Genomic DNA, 17,785 nt, shown 5'->3' with positions numbered 1-17,785 from the left:
TCTAAGTACCCGTCCGCGCCGATATTGCCTTCCGGCGGTCACTTAGGATTGCTCTAAGTACCCGTCCGCACCGATTTTGCCATCAGTCGGTCACTTAGGATTGCTGTAAGTGCCCGTCCGCGCCGATTTATCCTTCCGGCGGTCACTTAGGATTGCTGTAATTGGCCGTCCGCGCCGATATTGCCTTCCGGCGGTCATTTAGGATTGCTGTAAATGCCCGTCCGCGCTAATTTTGTCACCAGTCGGTCATTTAGGATTGCTCTAAATGCCCGTCCGCACCGATTTATCCTTCCGACGGTCATTTAGGATTGCTGTAAATGCCCATCCGCGCCGATTTTGCCATCAGTCGGTCACTTAGGATTGCTCTAAGTGCCCGTCCGTACCGATTTATCCTTCCGACGGTCATTAAGGATTGTTCTAATTGCCCGTCCGCGCCGATATTGCCTTCCGACGGTCATTTAGGATTGCTGTAAATGCCCGTCCGCACCGATATTGCCTTCCGGCGGTCATTTAGGATTGCTGTAAATGCCCGTCCGCGCCGATTTTGTCATCTACCTGGCATCTTTGTTCTTTTTGTCGAATATATAGTGCAGCGAAAAATTGAGAAAAGGCGATAATTCATAAAAAATCACTTAGGAGACGCAAGAATGAAATGGATTCTTGCTTTTTTTATTCCTCCGTTACGTTCCTCTCGTCCAAATCGCAAATGGACGTACATAATCATCAGATTTTTCGAGTACACATATACTACATATTCAGACTTCATGAAAAGAGGAGACTATAATTGGCTAAATGGATTTATCGAATGATTGTTTGTTTTGCTGCGGTTTTGGTCATTGGAATAGCTGTGCAACAAGAGAAAGCCTCTGCGAGTTCTGCAGATTCCCTTATTAAAATTTACTTGAATACGAATGAACTGGACACGAAAACTCCGGCGAAGATTAAGAATGGGTTGACTTTTGTTCCGGTACGGGCTGTTTTTGAGTCGTTAGGGATGAAAGTTGTGTGGGAACCGAAGAAACAACTGCTGACGGTGAAAGACAGTGAAAGGACAATTACGTTAATTGTCGGCGAAAAGACGGCGAAAGTAAATGGCAAGACAGTTGCACTTCAAGCTCCAGCTGAAAACATCGATGGGGCGTTACAAGTACCGCTGCAATTCGTTGGAGATGCGACAGGGGCTATCGTTTACTGGGATCCTTATGTCGCCGAAGTTTCTATACTGACCACGAAATTCATGAAAGATAATAACATGAATAAAGCAGAGTTGGATAAGCAGGTCAAAGAATATTTAGCTGCCAAAGCGAAGGAAGTGGCTGCGAAGAAGAAAGAGGATCCAAAGCCGAAAGTAACGAAAAAACCAAAAGCTGTTGTTGATTTGAATAAATTAAACGGGATGTATGCGGGATTCCGGAGTGATGTTGGCGGGTATGAATGTGGCGGCATGTGTTGGGAGATGTACACGTTTCTGCCGAATAAAAAGGTTTTGATTGGCCCGCCAGCGAATGGAGGTCCTGAAACGATTGATTGCAAAAAGGAAAAATGTCTGAGCTATTCGATTAGCAAAGGACAGCTGAAGCTAAGTAACGGAAAAACCATGCCAATCAAGAAGACGAAAAATGGTTTCCTTGAAATAAACGGCATTGCGCTAACAAAGGTGGAGCCGGTCCCTAAAGGAACGACATTCGATAATACGTATACGTTTATGGGCTATTCAGGCTTAATCGGCGTCACTCCTGCCGCTAACTCCTGGACGTATAACTTAACCCTTCATAAAAATGGGAAGTTCGACCTTTCAGGGATTAGCATTGGCAGCTTGGCAGCAAACAGTAATCCTTCAGCACATATGGGCCATTCCGGCATAGATGAAAAAGGAAAGTATAAGATCCAAAACAATACAATCTCGATGACAGGCAGCGATGGAAAAGTCCATAAAGCCTTATTCTTTATTCATGATGCGGATATGGAGGATATCCAAGTCGGTCTGCGGAATTACTATGTCAAATAAGGAAGAGAAAAACAGCTAGCCAGCCTGATTCTCTCAGCGTGTAGACCAAGTCGTATGCCGCCTTTATCTACACGCTTTTTTAAGGAAGCGATGACGATAGGGGGTTCTTCAGCGTTTCGATCCCCAGCGTTTTCACCCGTGATGGAAAGCTCCATTTACACTTTCATCTGTCTTTTTGTAGGTTCATCTCTAACCCGCGTAGAAAAAAAGAAGCCAGTTCACAACTCATTAACTGGCTTCCTTATATTTTTCATCCATCTCACCAGCTTAGCGCCATACGTAATGCGCAACAGCTGTTTTGGGCATCGCTGTTTGAGAAATCGATTCGGATGCCACTCGGCGTATAACTGAGTGTGTAGTTAATTGTCACTCCCGTCGAGCGGACGAGCCGTTCGACTTCATTTTGCTCTGACCGCTGCGCGGCATTCATCAGTTTCTGGGCGAAGTCATCTGAAGACGTCAGCGTACCGATGAACTGACTCGCTTGATTCAACACTTCTTTGAACCGTTCAGCCGAAGCGTTGAATTTTCTGGTATCTACTTGGGGAAATGGACTTTTTCCGTTTTGCGGCGTAGGTGTCGGCATCGCAATATATGCCGGATGGACCGGTATGAAAGCTTGCTGCCGGAAATTGTAGCCATACGGAAAAGAAGAATAATACATAGGCAACCTCCACATTCCGTCGATGTCTCAGTATATGCCTATTGCGAGAAACGCGTGTGTAGGATTCAGTAATCGGCTGACCGGTACCTATCGTTTTTCATATCTTCCGTAATTTGGTCGAAAAAAGGAAGCATGTCTTGCGGTCGATCTCTCCAATGAAAGAGTATGTGTATCGGAGATATGGAATCGCTCGTTCCTTGACTCGTTCACGGGTAAACGAGAGTCTGATAGGGAGCGTGCTCATTTAGAAAGAAAACATCGTTGCGATGGACGACCTTGACGAGCCAATGGGTTGCGTTTGAATAATCTGGACCGTAGCCGCCTTCTTCCATAAAAGATGAATAATCATCTTCTCCCATTTCGACAATGTTATACGCAATACACTTTTGTCCTTTCCTCTTTTCGGCCTGCCGCTTTGATTGTCGCAGCAAGTGAAATCGCGTGCCTACCTTATTCTTTTGTCTTTTATTCATCTTTCAATCACGCCTCCAGTATCCGAATGCGCTTTTTCATATCCCTATTCTCAAAAACTGTCGGCATACATGCATTCGTTTAATATCATTATAGTGAATGCCGTTAGGGGAAGTCACTTATGAAAGCACACGCTTACACGGGGAAACGGAGAGATTACGTCGGGATAAAGAGCCCGGTTCACGCATATAGTGTAGGCGAAGCACAAAGTCAGTTATTGGAGGGATTGGATGCAGAAAAAACGCTACGCACTTTTGCTCCTTGGGACATGCTTATTAGCCGCTTGTTCGTACGATAGTGAAAAAGCGGTGAAAAATGGAGATGTGATCAATATGAATGGACCCATTTTCAACTTTGACCGGTTTCAACAATTTATAGAAAGTGTCGAAGCGGAAGAGGCAGCTTCCGTTCGGATTGCCAACTACTCGCTTGAAGGGAATCCGACATTGTACAATTTATCTTTCGATGGATCCGCATATGATTTGGAAATCGATCGTTCGAAAAATAAAGAGCGAGGAGATATACCTCGTAAAAGGAACATGTCCTGCACGGAGCTTGTGGCAGAAGAGCGGCAACAATTGTTCATGTATACGCTAGAAGGTTGCGAACAGGGGGATGCTGATCGTAGCTTCTCGCTCTTACACATTTTGAAAGAGCAGATAGAAGATCACGAACATTAACTGAACTATAGTAGAGTAAAAATAATCAATACGGAGGAACGGGAAGGTAGTGTCCATAATTCTATGAAAATTCAAATTCGCGACTATGTACCGCAATCGCTCTTGACAAACAGTGGAAAAAGGTAGTGGTATGTCTACGCTTCAATGGACGATATTCAGTTGACACAGAGTCTTCGTTTGTCAGCCCAATTACACTTGTCACATCAAAATGGATATGCTGCGCGAAGAATTGTTGGGCCAACAGGTAGATAGGGTTTCCGTCCACCACGATGTTCAGGTTCTCTGGAATGGTCTTCATCTTCCTGAACATATCATCCAGGGCGCGAAAGGCTGAAAAGGTGTCTCGATTCGATAGGACAGGATGACCTTCTTAGCGGCGTTTTATGCAAGGAGCATGAAATAAGTAACTCCGTAAAGAGGAATTGCAATAGAGGTGGATATATATAAAATTATTTCCACCTTAGAAAGTTGTCTTTCCCTTCTAGCTAATTTGAGGTGTCTACGATATGCAAAGCTCGAAATAAGTATCAATAAAAAGGATAAATCTTTTAGGTTTTCCAAAAATAAAATCAAGCTAATCACCCCTTTGGGATTTTTTGCTAGTTACTTAACAATACGACAAAAAGGAATCACATATGTAATGTAAGTAGGAATGAAAGAACATTATGAGACTCTCTTTTTGTACTAGATACAATTATTGATTGATAAGGAAACTAAAATTACAATGCGTCTGGCAATAATTTAAAAAATAATTGACATTCTTTTCTGAACACTATACATTTAGGTAACACCAAGATAATATTTGGTCTTACCAAGGGGATTGCTCACTCGGTTAGGACAAGTTGCATCATGTTCAACTGACGAACAGGAGGCGTGTCAATGAATACGAAATACGTAAAAGAGTTTGTGCTGTATCCAGACATTATGATTATGCTTGTTCTGTTTCTTCCACTCATCGGCTACACTTTTTATCATGGTCTGTACTTTGGGACGTGGATTGCCTTTGTCATCGGGATGGGGACGTATGCATTGAGTGAATATGTCATTCATCGGTTTTTATTTCATATGAAGACACCGGAAAGCCCTTTTTTATTGAAAATGATTAAGCGCTTACATTTTGATCATCATGCTGATCCGAATGATTTGAAATTATTGTTCCTACCGATTTGGTTCAGTTTGCCGGGCTTCTCCATCTTTGCACTGATTTTCTACCTCATCACGAACAGTTTCCAGTTAATGATTGCTTATCTTGCAGGCATAGTCGTCTATTTTTTGTATTACGAATGGAAGCATTACATTGCCCATCGGCCAGTTCAGCCACGCACGGCACTTGGGAGAAATATTAAAAAAGCGCATCTTTGGCATCATTTTAAAAATGAGAATTACTGGTTTGGTGTCACCCATACATCTGTCGATAAGACATTTGGAACATATAAGGATCAAAAGTCCGTCGAGAAAAGTGAGACGGCTAAGAATTTAGAAAATCGCAACTGAGTGATAGGGAGCATTTCGGTGCGCCATAGGTTGCGTAGGAAAAAAGGAGATTTGTCGATGAGTCGAACAGCAACGGTTGAAAAAGAATTGATTAAAGCTATTCTACAAGGAGACTATCCAGCAGGAAGTCTGTTAGAAACAGAAAGAGAATTGGCTACAAATTATGAAATAGGGCGACCAGCCATTCGGGAAGTGTTGCAACGATTAAGCCATGGCGGGTGGCTGACACTCAGAAAAGGGCAGCGTGCGGTTGTGAATGATTATTGGTACGGGGGAAACAGTACGACAATTGTTGATATTATCGAGTACTTCGACCAAGTGCCTGATGCTTTCGTTCTCTACTTTCTGGAAATGCGTATCGCATTGACCCCTCATTATGTAAAAAAAGCGGTTCAGCTTAATCATCCTAAAGTTGTCGGATTGCTTTCTGCAATCGATGAATTGCAAGATACATCAGAAGCGTTCGCTTCATATGATTGGAAGGTTCATAGAGAGCTGGCAAGAATATCAGCGAATCCCCTTTTTTCACTTGTGCTCAACAGTTTTGAGCCGGCCTACGTGAAAATAGCAGAGAAATATTTTGACAGTTCTTTTCGCCGCCACGCATCATTAAGCTATTATAAAGAGCTGATGGACGCCGCCTTAAAAGGAGATGCTCGCCAAGCAGAACAGCTCTCATACGCTATGATGGAAAAAAGTTATAAACTGTGGGAGAGCCAATTATCACCCCATGAAAAAGTCGGCGTGAAGTTCAGGTTCGCTGACATACAATAAGTGGTGAGGAAGAGGTACATAGTTGAGGGGGAATTATCATTACTAACTTACTTGTTCGTTTAGGTTCAATCATTTTATTACTGACGTCAGCAATCTTTGTGAATGTTCCAAAGGGAAGCGCGGATTCAGAGGAAGATTCGATCACAATCCTCTTCACACATGATTTGCATGATAATTATTTGCCATTTGAAGTCGAGCGGGGACAGGGGAAAATGACTGTCGGTGGTTATGGCAGGTTAGCTAGTGCCATTGAGGAACAGCGAGCAATCGATCCGGATGCGCTTTTAGTCGATGCGGGTGATTTCGCGATGGGGACTTTATTCCAAACAATTTTCACTACCTACGCACCCGGATTGCAGTTACTTGGACAGATGGGATATGATGCGACGACATTCGGCAATCATGAATTCGACTTTCGGGCGGATGGGCTCACAAAAAGTCTGTTGGCTGCAAAAGGCAGTGGGGCACCGCTTCCGGCAATCGTTGCATCCAATGTCGTATTCCCGACAGACAAAGACGGGGAAGTCACTGCCGACCTCCTACCACTACAAGAAGCAATGGACGAATATGGTGTCAAAGAGTATGAGGTTCTCGAACGTAAAGGAGTCAAAATCGGTCTATTTGGGCTGATGGGAGAAGAAGCTGCAGGCAATGCGCCAATGTCAGGCGTCAGCTTTGCAGATGGGGTGGAAAGTGCCAAATCCACAGTTACTGCGCTGAAAAAAGAGGGCGTCGACCTAATCATTGCGCTCTCTCATTCAGGTACGTCGGACGACCCTTCGCTTTCAGAAGATGAACGGATCGCAAAGAAAGTGCCGGGCATTGACGTCATTATTAGTGGCCATAGTCATACGACGCTACTAGAACCGATCATTGTCGGGAATACGATTGTCGCATCCGCCGGGGAGTATGGTGAGCATCTAGGCATTCTCAATGTGTCTAAAGATGAAAAGGGCAAATGGGCAGTCAATCAGTATGAGTTACGAAAAATCGATGACTCACTTCCATCGGACCCGTTAATCGATGCGAAAGTCAACAACTATAAGCAAGTAATCCAGAACGAGTATTTACGAGATTTCGGAATGGAATTCGATGAAGTGTTAGCACACTCGTCTTTTGATTTCACGCCGTTCATAGAGCTTGGAGTGGAACAAAAGGAAGAACCGATTGGCAATTTAATAGGGGATGCATTTATGCACACGATTGAACAACTGGAAGGAAGCGACTATGTACCAATAGCCGCAGCCGTCGTTCCATACGGAAATATACGAAATTCGTTTATGGAAGGCGATATCACCGTTTCCGATGTGTTCAATGTGAATTCATTAGGTATCGGACCGGATGGGATTTCTGGGTATCCGCTACTTGATATTTACTTAACGGGAAAAGAATTAAAAACGATCGCAGAAGTCGATGCATCAATTACGCCGATTATGCCTGAAGTGCAATTGTATATTGCAGGGTTAAGTTATACGTTCAATACAAACCGTTTCCTGTTCAATAAAGTGACAGACGTCAACTTGCAGTCCGTTGATGGGACAAAGGAAGACATCGACGATAAAAAACTGTATCGTGTCATCGGCGGTTTATATTCTGTGCAAATGCTTCCGTATGTCAATGAAAAATCGTTCGGCATCCTGTCGATTGTGCCGAAAAATGAAGATGGGACACCTGTGGACGATTTTGAGGACCGGATCCTCTATATGAACGGTCATCAGGAAGTGAAAGAATGGTATGCGATTGCGAATTATTTCAAGTCCTTCAAGAAGGTAGACAGTCGTGCACAAGTGCCTGCCTATTATGAGCAGACACAAGACCGTAAAATTGTGGAGCACGACGCAAATGTACTGGCCATTGTTCAAAAACCGAATGGTATTATCTTGACGGTGTACGGCATTGGGCTCGGTTTGATTGGCATTGTGACTGCACTTCTTGTTTTTATCTTCAAGAGAAGAAAGCGCAGGACCTCGTTAAATAGCATTCGGTAACTTTGCATGCATTAGCACTGAATTGACATCATGCACTGGCCAACCGTCCTAAATTGTATGAGTGACTGGCACTCGTTCAATTAGATAAATAATTAAAAAAGCTGACCGAAGAAAGTCCTTGGTCAGCTTGATTTACCTTCATACAATCCATAGATGCTGAAAGAAGGTTATAATTCTTAATACAGTAGCATCACTTACAAGATAGCTTCTGCAATGATCTTATCCAACTTGCGTACATCCACTTTTCGGTTAAGATTCAGTTTGAGCTTTCCGGCTTTTGTCCATAGCTCAATTTCGGAGTTGAAATCGATCTTACCAGCGTTTTCTGTTGAATACATAAGGATTGAACTGAATGGAACGGTATAGATTTCGATTTTCTTTCCAGTCAGTCCCTGCTTGTCCGCGATAATGAAGCGCTTGTTTGTCACGACCGCGACGTCACGTATTGTTTTGTAAGCGACTGCTGCTGTTTCCCCTTCAATTAGTAAATCCGTAATTTCACTTGGGACAGGTACTTCTTCATTAAATGTCCATGTCATAATTGCTGCCAATTCAGCCATCGGTCTCACTCCTCTTTTCTTCATTATCACAGATTGGAAGGGAAATGAATAGTAGTTTTTGGAAACATAACCGGCAAGAATTCCTGAATTTATTGAATCGAACCTAAGGTGTATGTCTCTTCGCCAGGTGCACAAGATTGCAGTTGCACTTTATCAGGTGACCAACTTTCAGGCACATAATATATACGAAAATCTTCGCAAGTCGTTTCCGTGAGAAGGTTGTTTTTCTCATCTCGGATTTGCACATGGATCAGGGACGTATCCCGTTCCATGTATACGTGTGACTTATCGAAGTCGTCACCTTAATCTTATCGATTCTTTTATTTTCAAAATCATACAGAGAGTCCGCATGTTGAATATCGTCGGAAGAAACCATGGTCACATGAGGTGCTTTTTTTGCAGGCACATCGTATAAAGACAGACCAGTAGGCACTAGGATGATTACAGCTAAGATTGTGATGGCGGTTTTTTCCCTATACCCCAATGTGGATCACTCCTTTTTGCATATCTTTTGTGGAACTTAATGAATCGGAGACCCCGTGTCAGGAAACGGTTCGAGACGGTTTCCTGATACGGGTATCATTGTTTCATTCTCTTCTAGATTTAATCAAAGATCATATCGTCCTCTTCACTACTTATCGCGCTGACATGCAGATAGGGCCCAAGTTGACTAACCTTGACCGTAATTCCATAATAAATTCGATGACTGCCCGGTACGACTTTGCTATCCGGGAAGGCGATAAAGAATTCGCCCGTTTTCTTCGGCGTGATGCGGAAAATATTCGATCCGGGATCTCTTGTAACTGTCGCAATCTACTCGCTTCCCTTAGGCAACACATGTTTACCGAGTTGAGCACCGTCCCATATTTTCACCACTTCATCCGGCTGAATGGATGTCGTGCGGATGTAATAATAAAATTCGTAGTCGTTTGCCACGGACGAAATGTGATAATGCATTTCTTTACCGTCAGCATAGTTGACTGTCGCAATGAATTCTCCTGGCTGATCCAGCTGGATGACATTGCAATATTGAAGTGTCTTACTGTCACAATGCGTAAATGCTACTTGTTCGTCTACCATTTTCCCATCGACCGTTTCAAGTGTAATCGACGAAGCATCGATAAATGCATCGTTTTTATCTTCCCCTTCATAATTTCTCCATAGCTCTACAGGTGTTGAAAATATGTCGTCTGTCTCTTCCAATGAAATCGCCCATTCACCATTTACTTGTTTGACGTGCACATAGTACTTTCTGTAGTTTTTATCCGTCGAATTGGTTGAAGGCGCCCCTGAAAAAGTGAGTGTGCTTGTTCCTTCTTTCTTAGGAACGATATGAATCGTCGTTTGTAAATTGACCAGACTTGGTTGCTCACTATCTGCCACGATATCGAATACATCCGAGTTTGTATTGCTGACGTCATGGAATCTTTTCCATTTAAAATCTTTCGCATGTAACCTCAGAATTCCCGTCTTCACGTCTTCAGACGCCTTCAATAACTTAGCCGCCTGACCTCTTGTGATTGGATCATTCGGACTATACGTCGTAGGTGAAGTGCCCGTTGTGAGACCGAGTTGGTACAAGCTGTAAATACCATCCCGATGTCCGTTCTTATGCGCGACATCTTTGAATCCATGGTTTGGATCACGATACAGTGGCAAGTCGAATGCTTTGATAATGATCGAAGCCATTTGTGCACGCGTTATGGAGTCGTTCGGTCCGAAACGTCCGTCGCCATACCCATTGATGACACCTTTCTCCGCCAATGCCGCAATCGCCTTGTAGGAGCCATTTGCTGGTGAGACATCTTTGAATTTCGGATCTTTCACATTTTTTGTGTCAAGCTTCGTCATCTTTACGAGTATCGCCGCCGCTTGTCCTCGTGTAATGGATTCGCCCGGTCTGAATGTGCCGTCAGGATACCCTCCAATTAGATTACGTGCCGCCAGATCATTGACCGCTTCAGCAAAGTGTTTTGATGACGGTACGTCCTGGAATGATGGTGCACTTGCCGCGATGCTCATACTAGACACACTACATGCCAGTAAAATTGCGCCGCACACAGATAAGATTTTGTGCTTCATTTGCATTCATCCTCTCCATAGTCTAGTAATATAGCGTATAGACGTAGAAAAGCATAAATAGTTTCAATGTTTTGAAGGAAATTGTCGCGTAGAAATAAAAACGAAAATCAGTAATGTGGGGATTTTTTAACGAGTTGGATTTAGATTCATGGCATCTGGATACTTATGCATGATGCGAGCATTGGCCATTTCACTTTTTTTAGTAAAGTGAAAGCCAAATTCCTAAACTGACCGTCTAATCAAAGAATCGGCAACTCTGGAGGTGATCGTTTGCAGGATGTACTGAAAAAAGCACAAAAAGGAAATGAACAGGCGTTTCTGCATTTGTTCCAGCCCTATGAAGAAGATATTTATCGAATGGCTTTCATGTATGTGAAGAACCCGAATGATGCACTGGATATCGTGCAAGAGACGGCGTACCGTTCATTCAAACATATAAAGAGTGTAAAAGAAGCTTCGTATTTTAAGACGTGGCTACTTAGGATTGCCATCAATTGTTCGCTCGATTTATTGCGGGCCAATCAAAAAACGTTGCAGTTGTATCCGGAAACGGAAGAAAATATCCCTGAAACAATACAGGAAGATATTGACCTTAAAGTGACACTGAATGACTTGATGAATGGGTTAAATGAAAACGAGAAAAGTGTAGTTATATTGAAGTTTTACAACGGACTGACATTTAAAGAAATCGGCGAGACACTTGACATGCCTTTAGGGACAGCTAAAACGATTCTTTATCGTGCACTGGAAAACCTCCGTGCGGAGTGGAAAGGGGATGATCGATATGAACAATAAGGTGAAAGATGAAATGAATAAAATAGACATACCGGAAGAATTGAGTGAGAGAAGTCAACTGGGCGTTGCCAAGGCTGCTAACGAAATAGGGAAGAAACGAAAGCGGTTCAACTTGACGGGAATCGGCATTGCAGCAGCGCTTTTACTGTCCTTCGGTGCATTTCTTCTAGTGGGAAACGAGTACTTGAATGATGCGGGCGGCGGGCAACAGGCATTGATCAGTGACAAAGACAGAGGCATTAAAATTCCAGCTATCAAACTGCCGAAAGGGAATACGTCGTCCATGGACATGATTGGGTTAATCGTCTATAACGGAAAAATTTACACGCAAACAAACAGTCAGATAAAACCTGCAGCCGCAAAAGATCTTTTAGGTGAAAAACTCGGAATTACGAAAGGGAATATCGACGAATGGAGTAGCCAGAAAGCGTATGCGGAAGAGTTGGCTTCGACGATTGGCCAAGCGGATGTCTATTCGGTAAAAGGGTATGACCGTGATTTCAGGATCATGATCTACAATGAATGGGATGGGAACACGCGCGCAGAATATTATGAAAACCTGAACGGCATTACTATCAGAAGCGGAGCGGACTTGTTCAGTAAAATGAAAATGGCAGGTCATGTATCGTCTGCCCAATGGAGAACGGGAAATGACTGGTTTAATAGCATTGATAATTTTAAACCGATCACGGATATGGCTGTGTTGAATGCCTTCTTGGAACAACTGAATCACACGAAACCGATTCTTCGTGAACGCAATGGGTCAGGATTGGATGAAATGCGAAACGACGAAGGATTCACAGAACTGACGGTCGATTTAACTGATGGCTCGACAGTCAGACTGGAACTGCTTAAAGGTGGATATATCAATTACGGTGCAATGGATGTCTATTTCAAAATGGAAGCGGACATTTTTTCTGAAATGTGGAATTTACTGGACGAGAAGTAAGAAAATAGCGAGACAACATAAGTGATCCTGCTCACGGATAAGAATGGGTGACAGTGATGAAGCTATTTACTATGCACTGACTTATGATGACTGAAGCGGTGTAAAGAAAGCTACTCGCCTAGTGGATGATTAATCATCCGATTGTTCGGTCTTTAGTGCGACACACGAAACAACGCGTGAACGATTCGAAGTCGTTCACGCGTTTTGCGTGCTTATTTATTGAAAAAGTAAATACTACTACTCTACATTCACTTTCTCCATCCAATCTTTCCCTTCTAACTGCCTTGCCACAATCATACTTGCGACAGTATCACCTGTAGCATTGACCATTGTCGCAGGCGGATCAACAACGACGCCGATTGCTGAAATCATTGGCAATGCTTGAATCGGTAAACCGTAAAGTGTCACGATGACCATTTCACCGATAAACCCGCCACCAGGGATTCCGCTCATCACGACACCTGCCATTAACGAAATCGCAATCGCCGTTACGAACGTGCCGATTCCTGTGAAATCCATGTTGAAAACGCCGAAGACGAACGCGATTTTGAGAATGGAAGATAGACAGGATCCATCCATATGAATTGTCGCGCCGAGTGGCAAAACGGTTTCCCGTATATCTTTCGGCACGCCGATTTGTTTCGCTGCTTGCAAGTTAATAGGAAGAGTGGCAAAGCTGCTACCTGTGCCAAGTGCGGTTGCCGCCGGTGCAAGGATGTTTTTCCAAAAACGGACCACCCCTTTTTTTCCGCCAGCAATGAAGGCATATAGCGTGAATCCGACCGCAAAGTAAAGAAAGGCAACAGGATAGTAAAGAATGAACGCTTGTGCATAATCCCCAATCAGTTCACTGCCAAAATCCCCGATCAGTGCTGCGAAATAGGCACCTAAACCAATTGGAGCGTAGTACATTACAAGTTGAATCACTTTCATGAAGATCTCGGAACCGCTTTCTAAAAAGCGGGCAAAGGGCTTTCCGACTTCACCAGTCAATCCCGTCGCAATACCTAGCAACACCGAAAATACAATTAACGCGAGCATATGTTTACGGGAAAACAAATTGACAAAGTCCGGTACCGTAAACGTATTGACGAGTTGATCGGATAGTGACAGGACTTCTGTGTCTACAATCGTCTCTAAAGGAATCGTAACCCCAGATCCCACTGGGAATAGGAGGACGGCTACTAACATGGTGATGGATGCAATAATTCCTGTAATGATAAATACCGCAAGCATGGAGCTCATGATTTTCCCAAGACGTTTCATACTATCCATATTCGCAACAGCGGATGAAATCGAAAAGAACACTAGTGGTACAACAATCATGAACAATAAATTTATGAATAAATCCCCGAGCGGTTTAACGACACCGGCCTGTTCCCCAAAAATAAGACCAATAATGGATCCGACAATAATGGAAGCGAGCAGAATAAGTGGAAAACGATACGCTTTCAATTTCTTTCCCATGCCAATAATCCCCTTTTTGAATGATTTGGAACCTCTATTCCTTTAAAGCTTGACGCTTCCAGTAGAAGACCCCTTGAATCGTTGTCACCGCTGGCCCAGTCATCCAAACATGATCATCGTCTGCCCATTGAATGTCTAAATCACCTCCGCTTAAATGGACCGTTACATCTGTCCCTTTGTCAATAAAACCATTTAAAACCGCAGCGACGACAGCTGCGCTTGCTCCCGTTCCGCAAGCTTCAGTAACACCTGAACCTCGTTCCCATACGCTATACTTCATTTCATTGCGGCTAATGATTTCAATAAATCCAACATTGACGCGATCAGGAAAACGCGGATCGTCCGTAATGAGTGCGCCTAACTCATGTATTGGTGCTTCTTCAATTGCCTCAACGAAAAACAGCGCATTTGGATTGCCCAAAAATAATCCGGTTACGTTCAATGCATGTGACGCAACGTCGAATCTTTCTGCAATCACTTGATTATCATCAGGACCAATCATCGGTATCGAACTACGATTTAATGAAGGCGAGCCTAAGTTTACAGTCACCCTATCGATACACGCTCTATCGCCATACACTTCGACCGTGACAATTGCCGCCTTCGTTTCAATTTGAAATAGGCTGCTTGCAACAAGCTGATGTTCATACGCGTATTTGGCTGCACAACGTAACCCGTTGCCGCAACTTTGTCCTTCAGAGCCATCCTTATTAAAAATCCGCATCCCAATTTCCGCTGCGTCGCTAGAGTGAATGACAATGAGCCCGTCGGAGCCGATTCCCGTATGGACGTTTGAGACGTCTTTCGCCAGTTCATTGAACGTTGAAGCATCGAATTCATGTGTAATGGCGTTGATATAAATATAACTATTTCCAATTCCATGCATCTTTGTGAAAGGTATTTTCATAGAGTAAACCTCACTTCCGTGACAGCATTATACAACAAACAAATCCGCGTCGAACAGGGGTGTGAAATGCTTGCAAGGAGAAACTAACCAATTGAACAGACTCTATCTATTCAATAATATGCGGTCGTTGTTCAATATATTTTATTGCATGGTTTTTATTCTGCAGGGGATTGCACCAAGGCGAATTGGGATATAGGTAGGTGATTAACATGTCGTGCGGGGCAGAGAATAATACGAAGACTGTCGAATTGTAAATATGAAACGAACGCATGCGATGCATGTACATAAGAAGGTGCCTTGATTCGCGATTCAAATGAGAATTGGCAGCTAACCGTATGCTGGTCGTATGAACAACGGTACATAACAGTCATAGCAGAGCCTTTTCTAGGCCTGCGCATAGCACAAAGACTGCCTCTAAATCTGACAGACCTTCAGAATGAATGTTACAGGTAAAGGGAAATGGGGGAGAGACAGAGTAGGAGGGATTGTTCATGATAACTGAAACAGATAGGAAGCATTTGCGGCGCTGTGTTGAATTGGCGGAAGAAGCGCTCAATAATGGAGACGAGCCGTTCGGTTCGGTACTGGTGTCTGCAGAAGGAAATGTGTTGCATGAAGACCGCAACCGTGTAGGAAGCGGCGATCAAACCCGTCATCCTGAATTTGCATTGGCACGGTGGGCGGGGAAGAACCTGCCGGCAGATGAACGCAAGGATGCGACCGTCTACACGTCAGGGGAACATTGCCCGATGTGTTCCGCTGCGCATGGTTTCGTCGGTCTGGGCCGGATCGTCTACGCCAGTTCGTCCAAACAGCTTGCCAAGTGGAATGAAGAAATGGGTGTTGGCGGGCCTTCTGCTGTCTACTCCTTGCCAATCGAAGAGATTATTAGGGATGCACAAGTGGACGGCCCGGTGGAAGGACTGGCTGAAGAGGTCCGTGAACTGCATCGCCGGCTCCATGCGAAAAATAAGTAAGTGTAGATGAAATGAAAGCAACAACAATATTAGGTAAATGCTAATGCGGATCTTGAAACCATGCTTCGAAGTGATCCGCCACGGAATGACGGATGTCTGCGCAAAAGACACCCGTCATTTTCATGTGAATAAAATGCGTTCAATCTACTGTATGCCTATCCATTCAAGCCATGACCGTTTGACCGGCACCCTCATACCACTTCTTTCTTCAATCGCATGACCCAAACAGTCAGCGAGAAGAACAGAATGGTAATCCCAATCAGATACAGAACGCTGTAGAGAGGGGGCACGGTGTTGCCATTCAGTTCGAAGAAAACGCCCATGGTCTTTTCGAAACCGGTCTGCATATCTGCAGGTGCACCTGCAAAAGCTTTTTCCAACGGGGCCTCCATGAGCGTTTGGCGCAACAAAGCGGCTGGATGGGAGAGCGGGAAAACTTTGATGATTCCTTGCAAATAAGAAGGCAGGTTGCCGATTGGAATGTAAATACCCGCCAAAAAACCAAGCAACGTCCCGACGACAGTGCTAATGGCTGCGAACGCATTGGAAGTTTTGAAAAAAGTGACAAGCAGTGCAATCATGGACGCCGCCGTGAGGACGGACAAAAGGATGATGCCGGTCGCCTTAAAAATTGTCAGCAGTGCCATCATCGGTTCACCTGAAATGAACAGCATGATATTCGACAATAGAAGAGCTACAACACATATGAAAAAGCCGATGGAAAGTGAGCTGATGATGTAGCCGCCCAGGAGCGTGGATCGTTTGATAGGTGCGACGTCGAAGTCTTTATAGGCTTGATTCGCCTTATCTTCGACCATGATGCCAAAAGCGCCTAACGTAGTCGTCACGCTTGTAACGGACAGGACACCCGCGATAATCCAAGACAGAAGCAGCCAGTTTTTCGCAGGGAAATCAGGTAAGCCGCCTGCAATCAGGTCACCGAGGAAAAATACATACAAACCGATTAATATGAGCACAGACAGTAAAGAGAAGAAGACAGCGGATTTGTCACGGGCATAGATCAGCATATTACGTTTAACGAACAGCAACATCCGACATGACCTCCTTTCCTTCGTGGATACGGATGAAAACATCATGAAGACTGGATTTCTGTACTTCAAATGAAGCCAAAAACGACCTTGTATCCGTGATGAGCGGAACCGCATCCAATGTATGGCCGAGATCGATCAGCAGCACCCCGTTCTCTTCCGTGAAAGCGATGCCGCGCTGCGTGAGGTGTTCCTGTAATTGGGTGGAATCGGAAGGCGTCAGTAGTAGCCGGTCTGCAGAATAGCGGTCTTTCAATGAAGCAGGCGTTCCCTTTGCGATAATCTTGCCTTCGTTAATGACGACGACGTAATCCGAACCGCCGGCTTCCTCGATATAATGGGTTGTCAGAAAGACGGTCATGCCCCGGTCTTTTTGCAGGCGGCCTATCATCTCCCAAATCATCTGACGGCTTTGCGGGTCGAGCCCGGTTGTCGGTTCATCTAACAGTAGGATGGCCGGCTCATGCAGCAGGGCCCGGGCGATATCAGATCTTCTTTTCTGACCGCCCGAAAGCTTACCGTAGCGGCGTTTTAGGATTGGGCGGATACCTGTCGTGTCCGCCACCCGTTCGATCGCTTCCGTTCTTGCGGTTTTATCCATACCGTAAAACTGAGCGCGTACATGCAGATTCTCTTCGACGGTCAGAAGGGGGTCGAGCAGGCTTTCCTGGAACACGACACCAATCTTCTCTCGGATCTGAGCGTTGTTCTTTCCCGCTTCGTACCCGTTGACGAATACCGATCCGTCGTCAGGCTGAAGCAAGGTCAGAATGATGGAAATCACAGTTGACTTACCGGCTCCGTTCGTACCAATGAATGAAAACAGATCACCTTTTTCAACATAGAAGCTAACATCATGGACGGCTTGGACTTTGCCAAATGCTTTTTTAATATGCTGTACATCTATGATCTTCTCCATA

At 44.3% G+C, this 17,785-nt stretch carries 17 protein-coding genes and 1 pseudogene; 8 read left to right on the top strand and 10 right to left on the bottom strand.

The window, feature by feature from the left end:
- Positions 1–784 precede the first annotated feature (784 nt).
- Entirely contained in the window at positions 785–2,008 is a 1,224-nt protein-coding gene (locus QWT69_RS13420) for a copper amine oxidase N-terminal domain-containing protein (protein WP_317966411.1), read from the top strand.
- A 259-nt stretch (positions 2,009–2,267) separates the two neighbouring features.
- Here QWT69_RS13420 and QWT69_RS13415 read toward each other — a convergent pair whose 3' ends face one another.
- Entirely contained in the window at positions 2,268–2,672 is a 405-nt protein-coding gene (locus QWT69_RS13415; protein WP_317966409.1) for a YuzC family spore coat inner layer protein, read from the bottom strand.
- A 206-nt stretch (positions 2,673–2,878) separates the two neighbouring features.
- On the bottom strand, positions 2,879–3,145 hold the full coding sequence (locus QWT69_RS13410; RefSeq protein WP_317966407.1) for a hypothetical protein: 267 nt from the start codon (positions 3,143–3,145) through the stop codon (positions 2,879–2,881).
- A gap of 228 nt (positions 3,146–3,373) precedes the next feature.
- Here QWT69_RS13410 and QWT69_RS13405 point away from each other — a divergent pair, with 228 nt between their 5' ends.
- Positions 3,374–3,823, top strand: coding sequence for a DUF4362 domain-containing protein (locus QWT69_RS13405; RefSeq protein WP_317966405.1), 450 nt, complete (start codon positions 3,374–3,376; stop codon positions 3,821–3,823).
- A 136-nt stretch (positions 3,824–3,959) separates the two neighbouring features.
- Here QWT69_RS13405 and QWT69_RS17330 read toward each other — a convergent pair.
- Positions 3,960–4,187: pseudogene (locus tag QWT69_RS17330) on the bottom strand (DDE-type integrase/transposase/recombinase); the annotation flags it as partial.
- Between the two features lie 515 nt (positions 4,188–4,702).
- Between QWT69_RS17330 and QWT69_RS13400 the strand changes: the two are divergent.
- From QWT69_RS13400 to QWT69_RS13390, 3 genes are all read left to right on the top strand, one after another.
- The gene (locus QWT69_RS13400; protein WP_317966403.1) at positions 4,703–5,317 is read left to right on the top strand and encodes a sterol desaturase family protein; all 615 of its coding nucleotides are present in this window, start codon (positions 4,703–4,705) and stop codon (positions 5,315–5,317) included.
- Positions 5,318–5,374: 57 nt separating this feature from the next.
- Positions 5,375–6,091 carry a GntR family transcriptional regulator gene (locus tag QWT69_RS13395; RefSeq protein ID WP_317966401.1) on the top strand — a complete coding sequence of 239 codons (717 nt, stop codon included), beginning with the start codon at positions 5,375–5,377 and terminating at the stop codon, positions 6,089–6,091.
- A gap of 98 nt (positions 6,092–6,189) precedes the next feature.
- Positions 6,190–8,079, top strand: coding sequence for a bifunctional metallophosphatase/5'-nucleotidase (locus QWT69_RS13390; RefSeq protein ID WP_317966399.1), 1,890 nt, complete (start codon positions 6,190–6,192; stop codon positions 8,077–8,079).
- Positions 8,080–8,273: 194 nt separating this feature from the next.
- Here QWT69_RS13390 and QWT69_RS13385 read toward each other — a convergent pair whose 3' ends face one another.
- The 3 genes from QWT69_RS13385 to QWT69_RS13375 form a co-directional block, all read right to left on the bottom strand.
- A complete protein-coding gene (locus tag QWT69_RS13385) occupies positions 8,274–8,639 on the bottom strand; it encodes a PH domain-containing protein (RefSeq protein ID WP_317966397.1) in 366 nt (121 codons plus the stop codon).
- Positions 8,640–8,889: 250 nt separating this feature from the next.
- Positions 8,890–9,123, bottom strand: a complete 234-nt coding sequence (locus QWT69_RS13380) for a hypothetical protein (protein WP_317966395.1) — start codon at positions 9,121–9,123, stop codon at positions 8,890–8,892.
- Positions 9,124–9,452: 329 nt separating this feature from the next.
- Positions 9,453–10,721, bottom strand: coding sequence for an S-layer homology domain-containing protein (locus QWT69_RS13375; protein ID WP_317966393.1), 1,269 nt, complete (start codon positions 10,719–10,721; stop codon positions 9,453–9,455).
- Between the two features lie 270 nt (positions 10,722–10,991).
- On the opposite strand from QWT69_RS13375, the gene QWT69_RS13370 reads away from it, so the two are divergent.
- Positions 10,992–11,516, top strand: coding sequence for an RNA polymerase sigma factor (locus tag QWT69_RS13370; RefSeq protein ID WP_317966391.1), 525 nt, complete (start codon positions 10,992–10,994; stop codon positions 11,514–11,516).
- Positions 11,506–12,465, top strand: coding sequence for a hypothetical protein (locus QWT69_RS13365; protein ID WP_317966389.1), 960 nt, complete (start codon positions 11,506–11,508; stop codon positions 12,463–12,465). The genes QWT69_RS13370 and QWT69_RS13365 overlap by 11 nt, the downstream gene beginning before the upstream one ends.
- Positions 12,466–12,702: 237 nt before the next feature.
- On the opposite strand, the gene QWT69_RS13360 is transcribed toward QWT69_RS13365, so the two are convergent.
- Entirely contained in the window at positions 12,703–13,932 is a 1,230-nt protein-coding gene (locus tag QWT69_RS13360; protein ID WP_317966387.1) for a dicarboxylate/amino acid:cation symporter, read from the bottom strand.
- Between the two features lie 34 nt (positions 13,933–13,966).
- Positions 13,967–14,839, bottom strand: coding sequence for a diaminopimelate epimerase (gene dapF, locus QWT69_RS13355; RefSeq protein ID WP_317966385.1), 873 nt, complete (start codon positions 14,837–14,839; stop codon positions 13,967–13,969).
- A 491-nt stretch (positions 14,840–15,330) separates the two neighbouring features.
- Here dapF and QWT69_RS13350 point away from each other — a divergent pair, with 491 nt between their 5' ends.
- Positions 15,331–15,816 (top strand): nucleoside deaminase, encoded by a 486-nt coding sequence (locus QWT69_RS13350; protein ID WP_317966383.1) that lies wholly within the window; start codon positions 15,331–15,333, stop codon positions 15,814–15,816.
- A gap of 191 nt (positions 15,817–16,007) precedes the next feature.
- Here QWT69_RS13350 and QWT69_RS13345 read toward each other — a convergent pair whose 3' ends face one another.
- Both QWT69_RS13345 and QWT69_RS13340 read right to left on the bottom strand, forming a co-directional pair.
- On the bottom strand, positions 16,008–16,868 hold the full coding sequence (locus QWT69_RS13345; protein WP_317966381.1) for an ABC transporter permease: 861 nt from the start codon (positions 16,866–16,868) through the stop codon (positions 16,008–16,010).
- On the bottom strand, positions 16,852–17,784 hold the full coding sequence (locus tag QWT69_RS13340) for an ABC transporter ATP-binding protein (protein WP_317966379.1): 933 nt from the start codon (positions 17,782–17,784) through the stop codon (positions 16,852–16,854). The genes QWT69_RS13345 and QWT69_RS13340 overlap by 17 nt, the downstream gene beginning before the upstream one ends.
- Between the last annotated feature and the right edge of the window lies 1 nt (position 17,785).

It is taken from the genome of Sporosarcina oncorhynchi (genome assembly GCF_033304615.1).
In the GTDB taxonomy this organism is placed as follows: Bacteria; Bacillota; Bacilli; order Bacillales_A; family Planococcaceae; genus Sporosarcina; species Sporosarcina oncorhynchi.
Note: the sequence above shows the minus strand (reverse complement) of the source record. Positions and strands in the feature narration are given on the sequence as shown.

What these genes read in the sequence shown, in the direction of transcription:
- QWT69_RS13415 (WP_317966409.1), bottom strand. Translation starts at nt 2,672, where the DNA reads ATGTATTATTCTTCTTTTCCGTATGGCTACAATTTCCGGCAGCAAGCT.
- QWT69_RS13410 (WP_317966407.1), bottom strand. Translation starts at nt 3,145, where the DNA reads ATGAATAAAAGACAAAAGAATAAGGTAGGCACGCGATTTCACTTGCTG.
- QWT69_RS13405 (WP_317966405.1), top strand. Translation starts at nt 3,374, where the DNA reads ATGCAGAAAAAACGCTACGCACTTTTGCTCCTTGGGACATGCTTATTA.
- QWT69_RS13400 (WP_317966403.1), top strand. Translation starts at nt 4,703, where the DNA reads ATGAATACGAAATACGTAAAAGAGTTTGTGCTGTATCCAGACATTATG.
- QWT69_RS13395 (WP_317966401.1), top strand. Translation starts at nt 5,375, where the DNA reads ATGAGTCGAACAGCAACGGTTGAAAAAGAATTGATTAAAGCTATTCTA.
- QWT69_RS13385 (WP_317966397.1), bottom strand. Translation starts at nt 8,639, where the DNA reads ATGGCTGAATTGGCAGCAATTATGACATGGACATTTAATGAAGAAGTA.
- QWT69_RS13375 (WP_317966393.1), bottom strand. Translation starts at nt 10,721, where the DNA reads ATGAAGCACAAAATCTTATCTGTGTGCGGCGCAATTTTACTGGCATGT.
- QWT69_RS13365 (WP_317966389.1), top strand. Translation starts at nt 11,506, where the DNA reads ATGAACAATAAGGTGAAAGATGAAATGAATAAAATAGACATACCGGAA.
- QWT69_RS13360 (WP_317966387.1), bottom strand. Translation starts at nt 13,932, where the DNA reads ATGGGAAAGAAATTGAAAGCGTATCGTTTTCCACTTATTCTGCTCGCT.
- dapF (WP_317966385.1), bottom strand. Translation starts at nt 14,839, where the DNA reads ATGAAAATACCTTTCACAAAGATGCATGGAATTGGAAATAGTTATATT.
- QWT69_RS13350 (WP_317966383.1), top strand. Translation starts at nt 15,331, where the DNA reads ATGATAACTGAAACAGATAGGAAGCATTTGCGGCGCTGTGTTGAATTG.
- QWT69_RS13345 (WP_317966381.1), bottom strand. Translation starts at nt 16,868, where the DNA reads ATGTTGCTGTTCGTTAAACGTAATATGCTGATCTATGCCCGTGACAAA.
- QWT69_RS13340 (WP_317966379.1), bottom strand. Translation starts at nt 17,784, where the DNA reads ATGGAGAAGATCATAGATGTACAGCATATTAAAAAAGCATTTGGCAAA.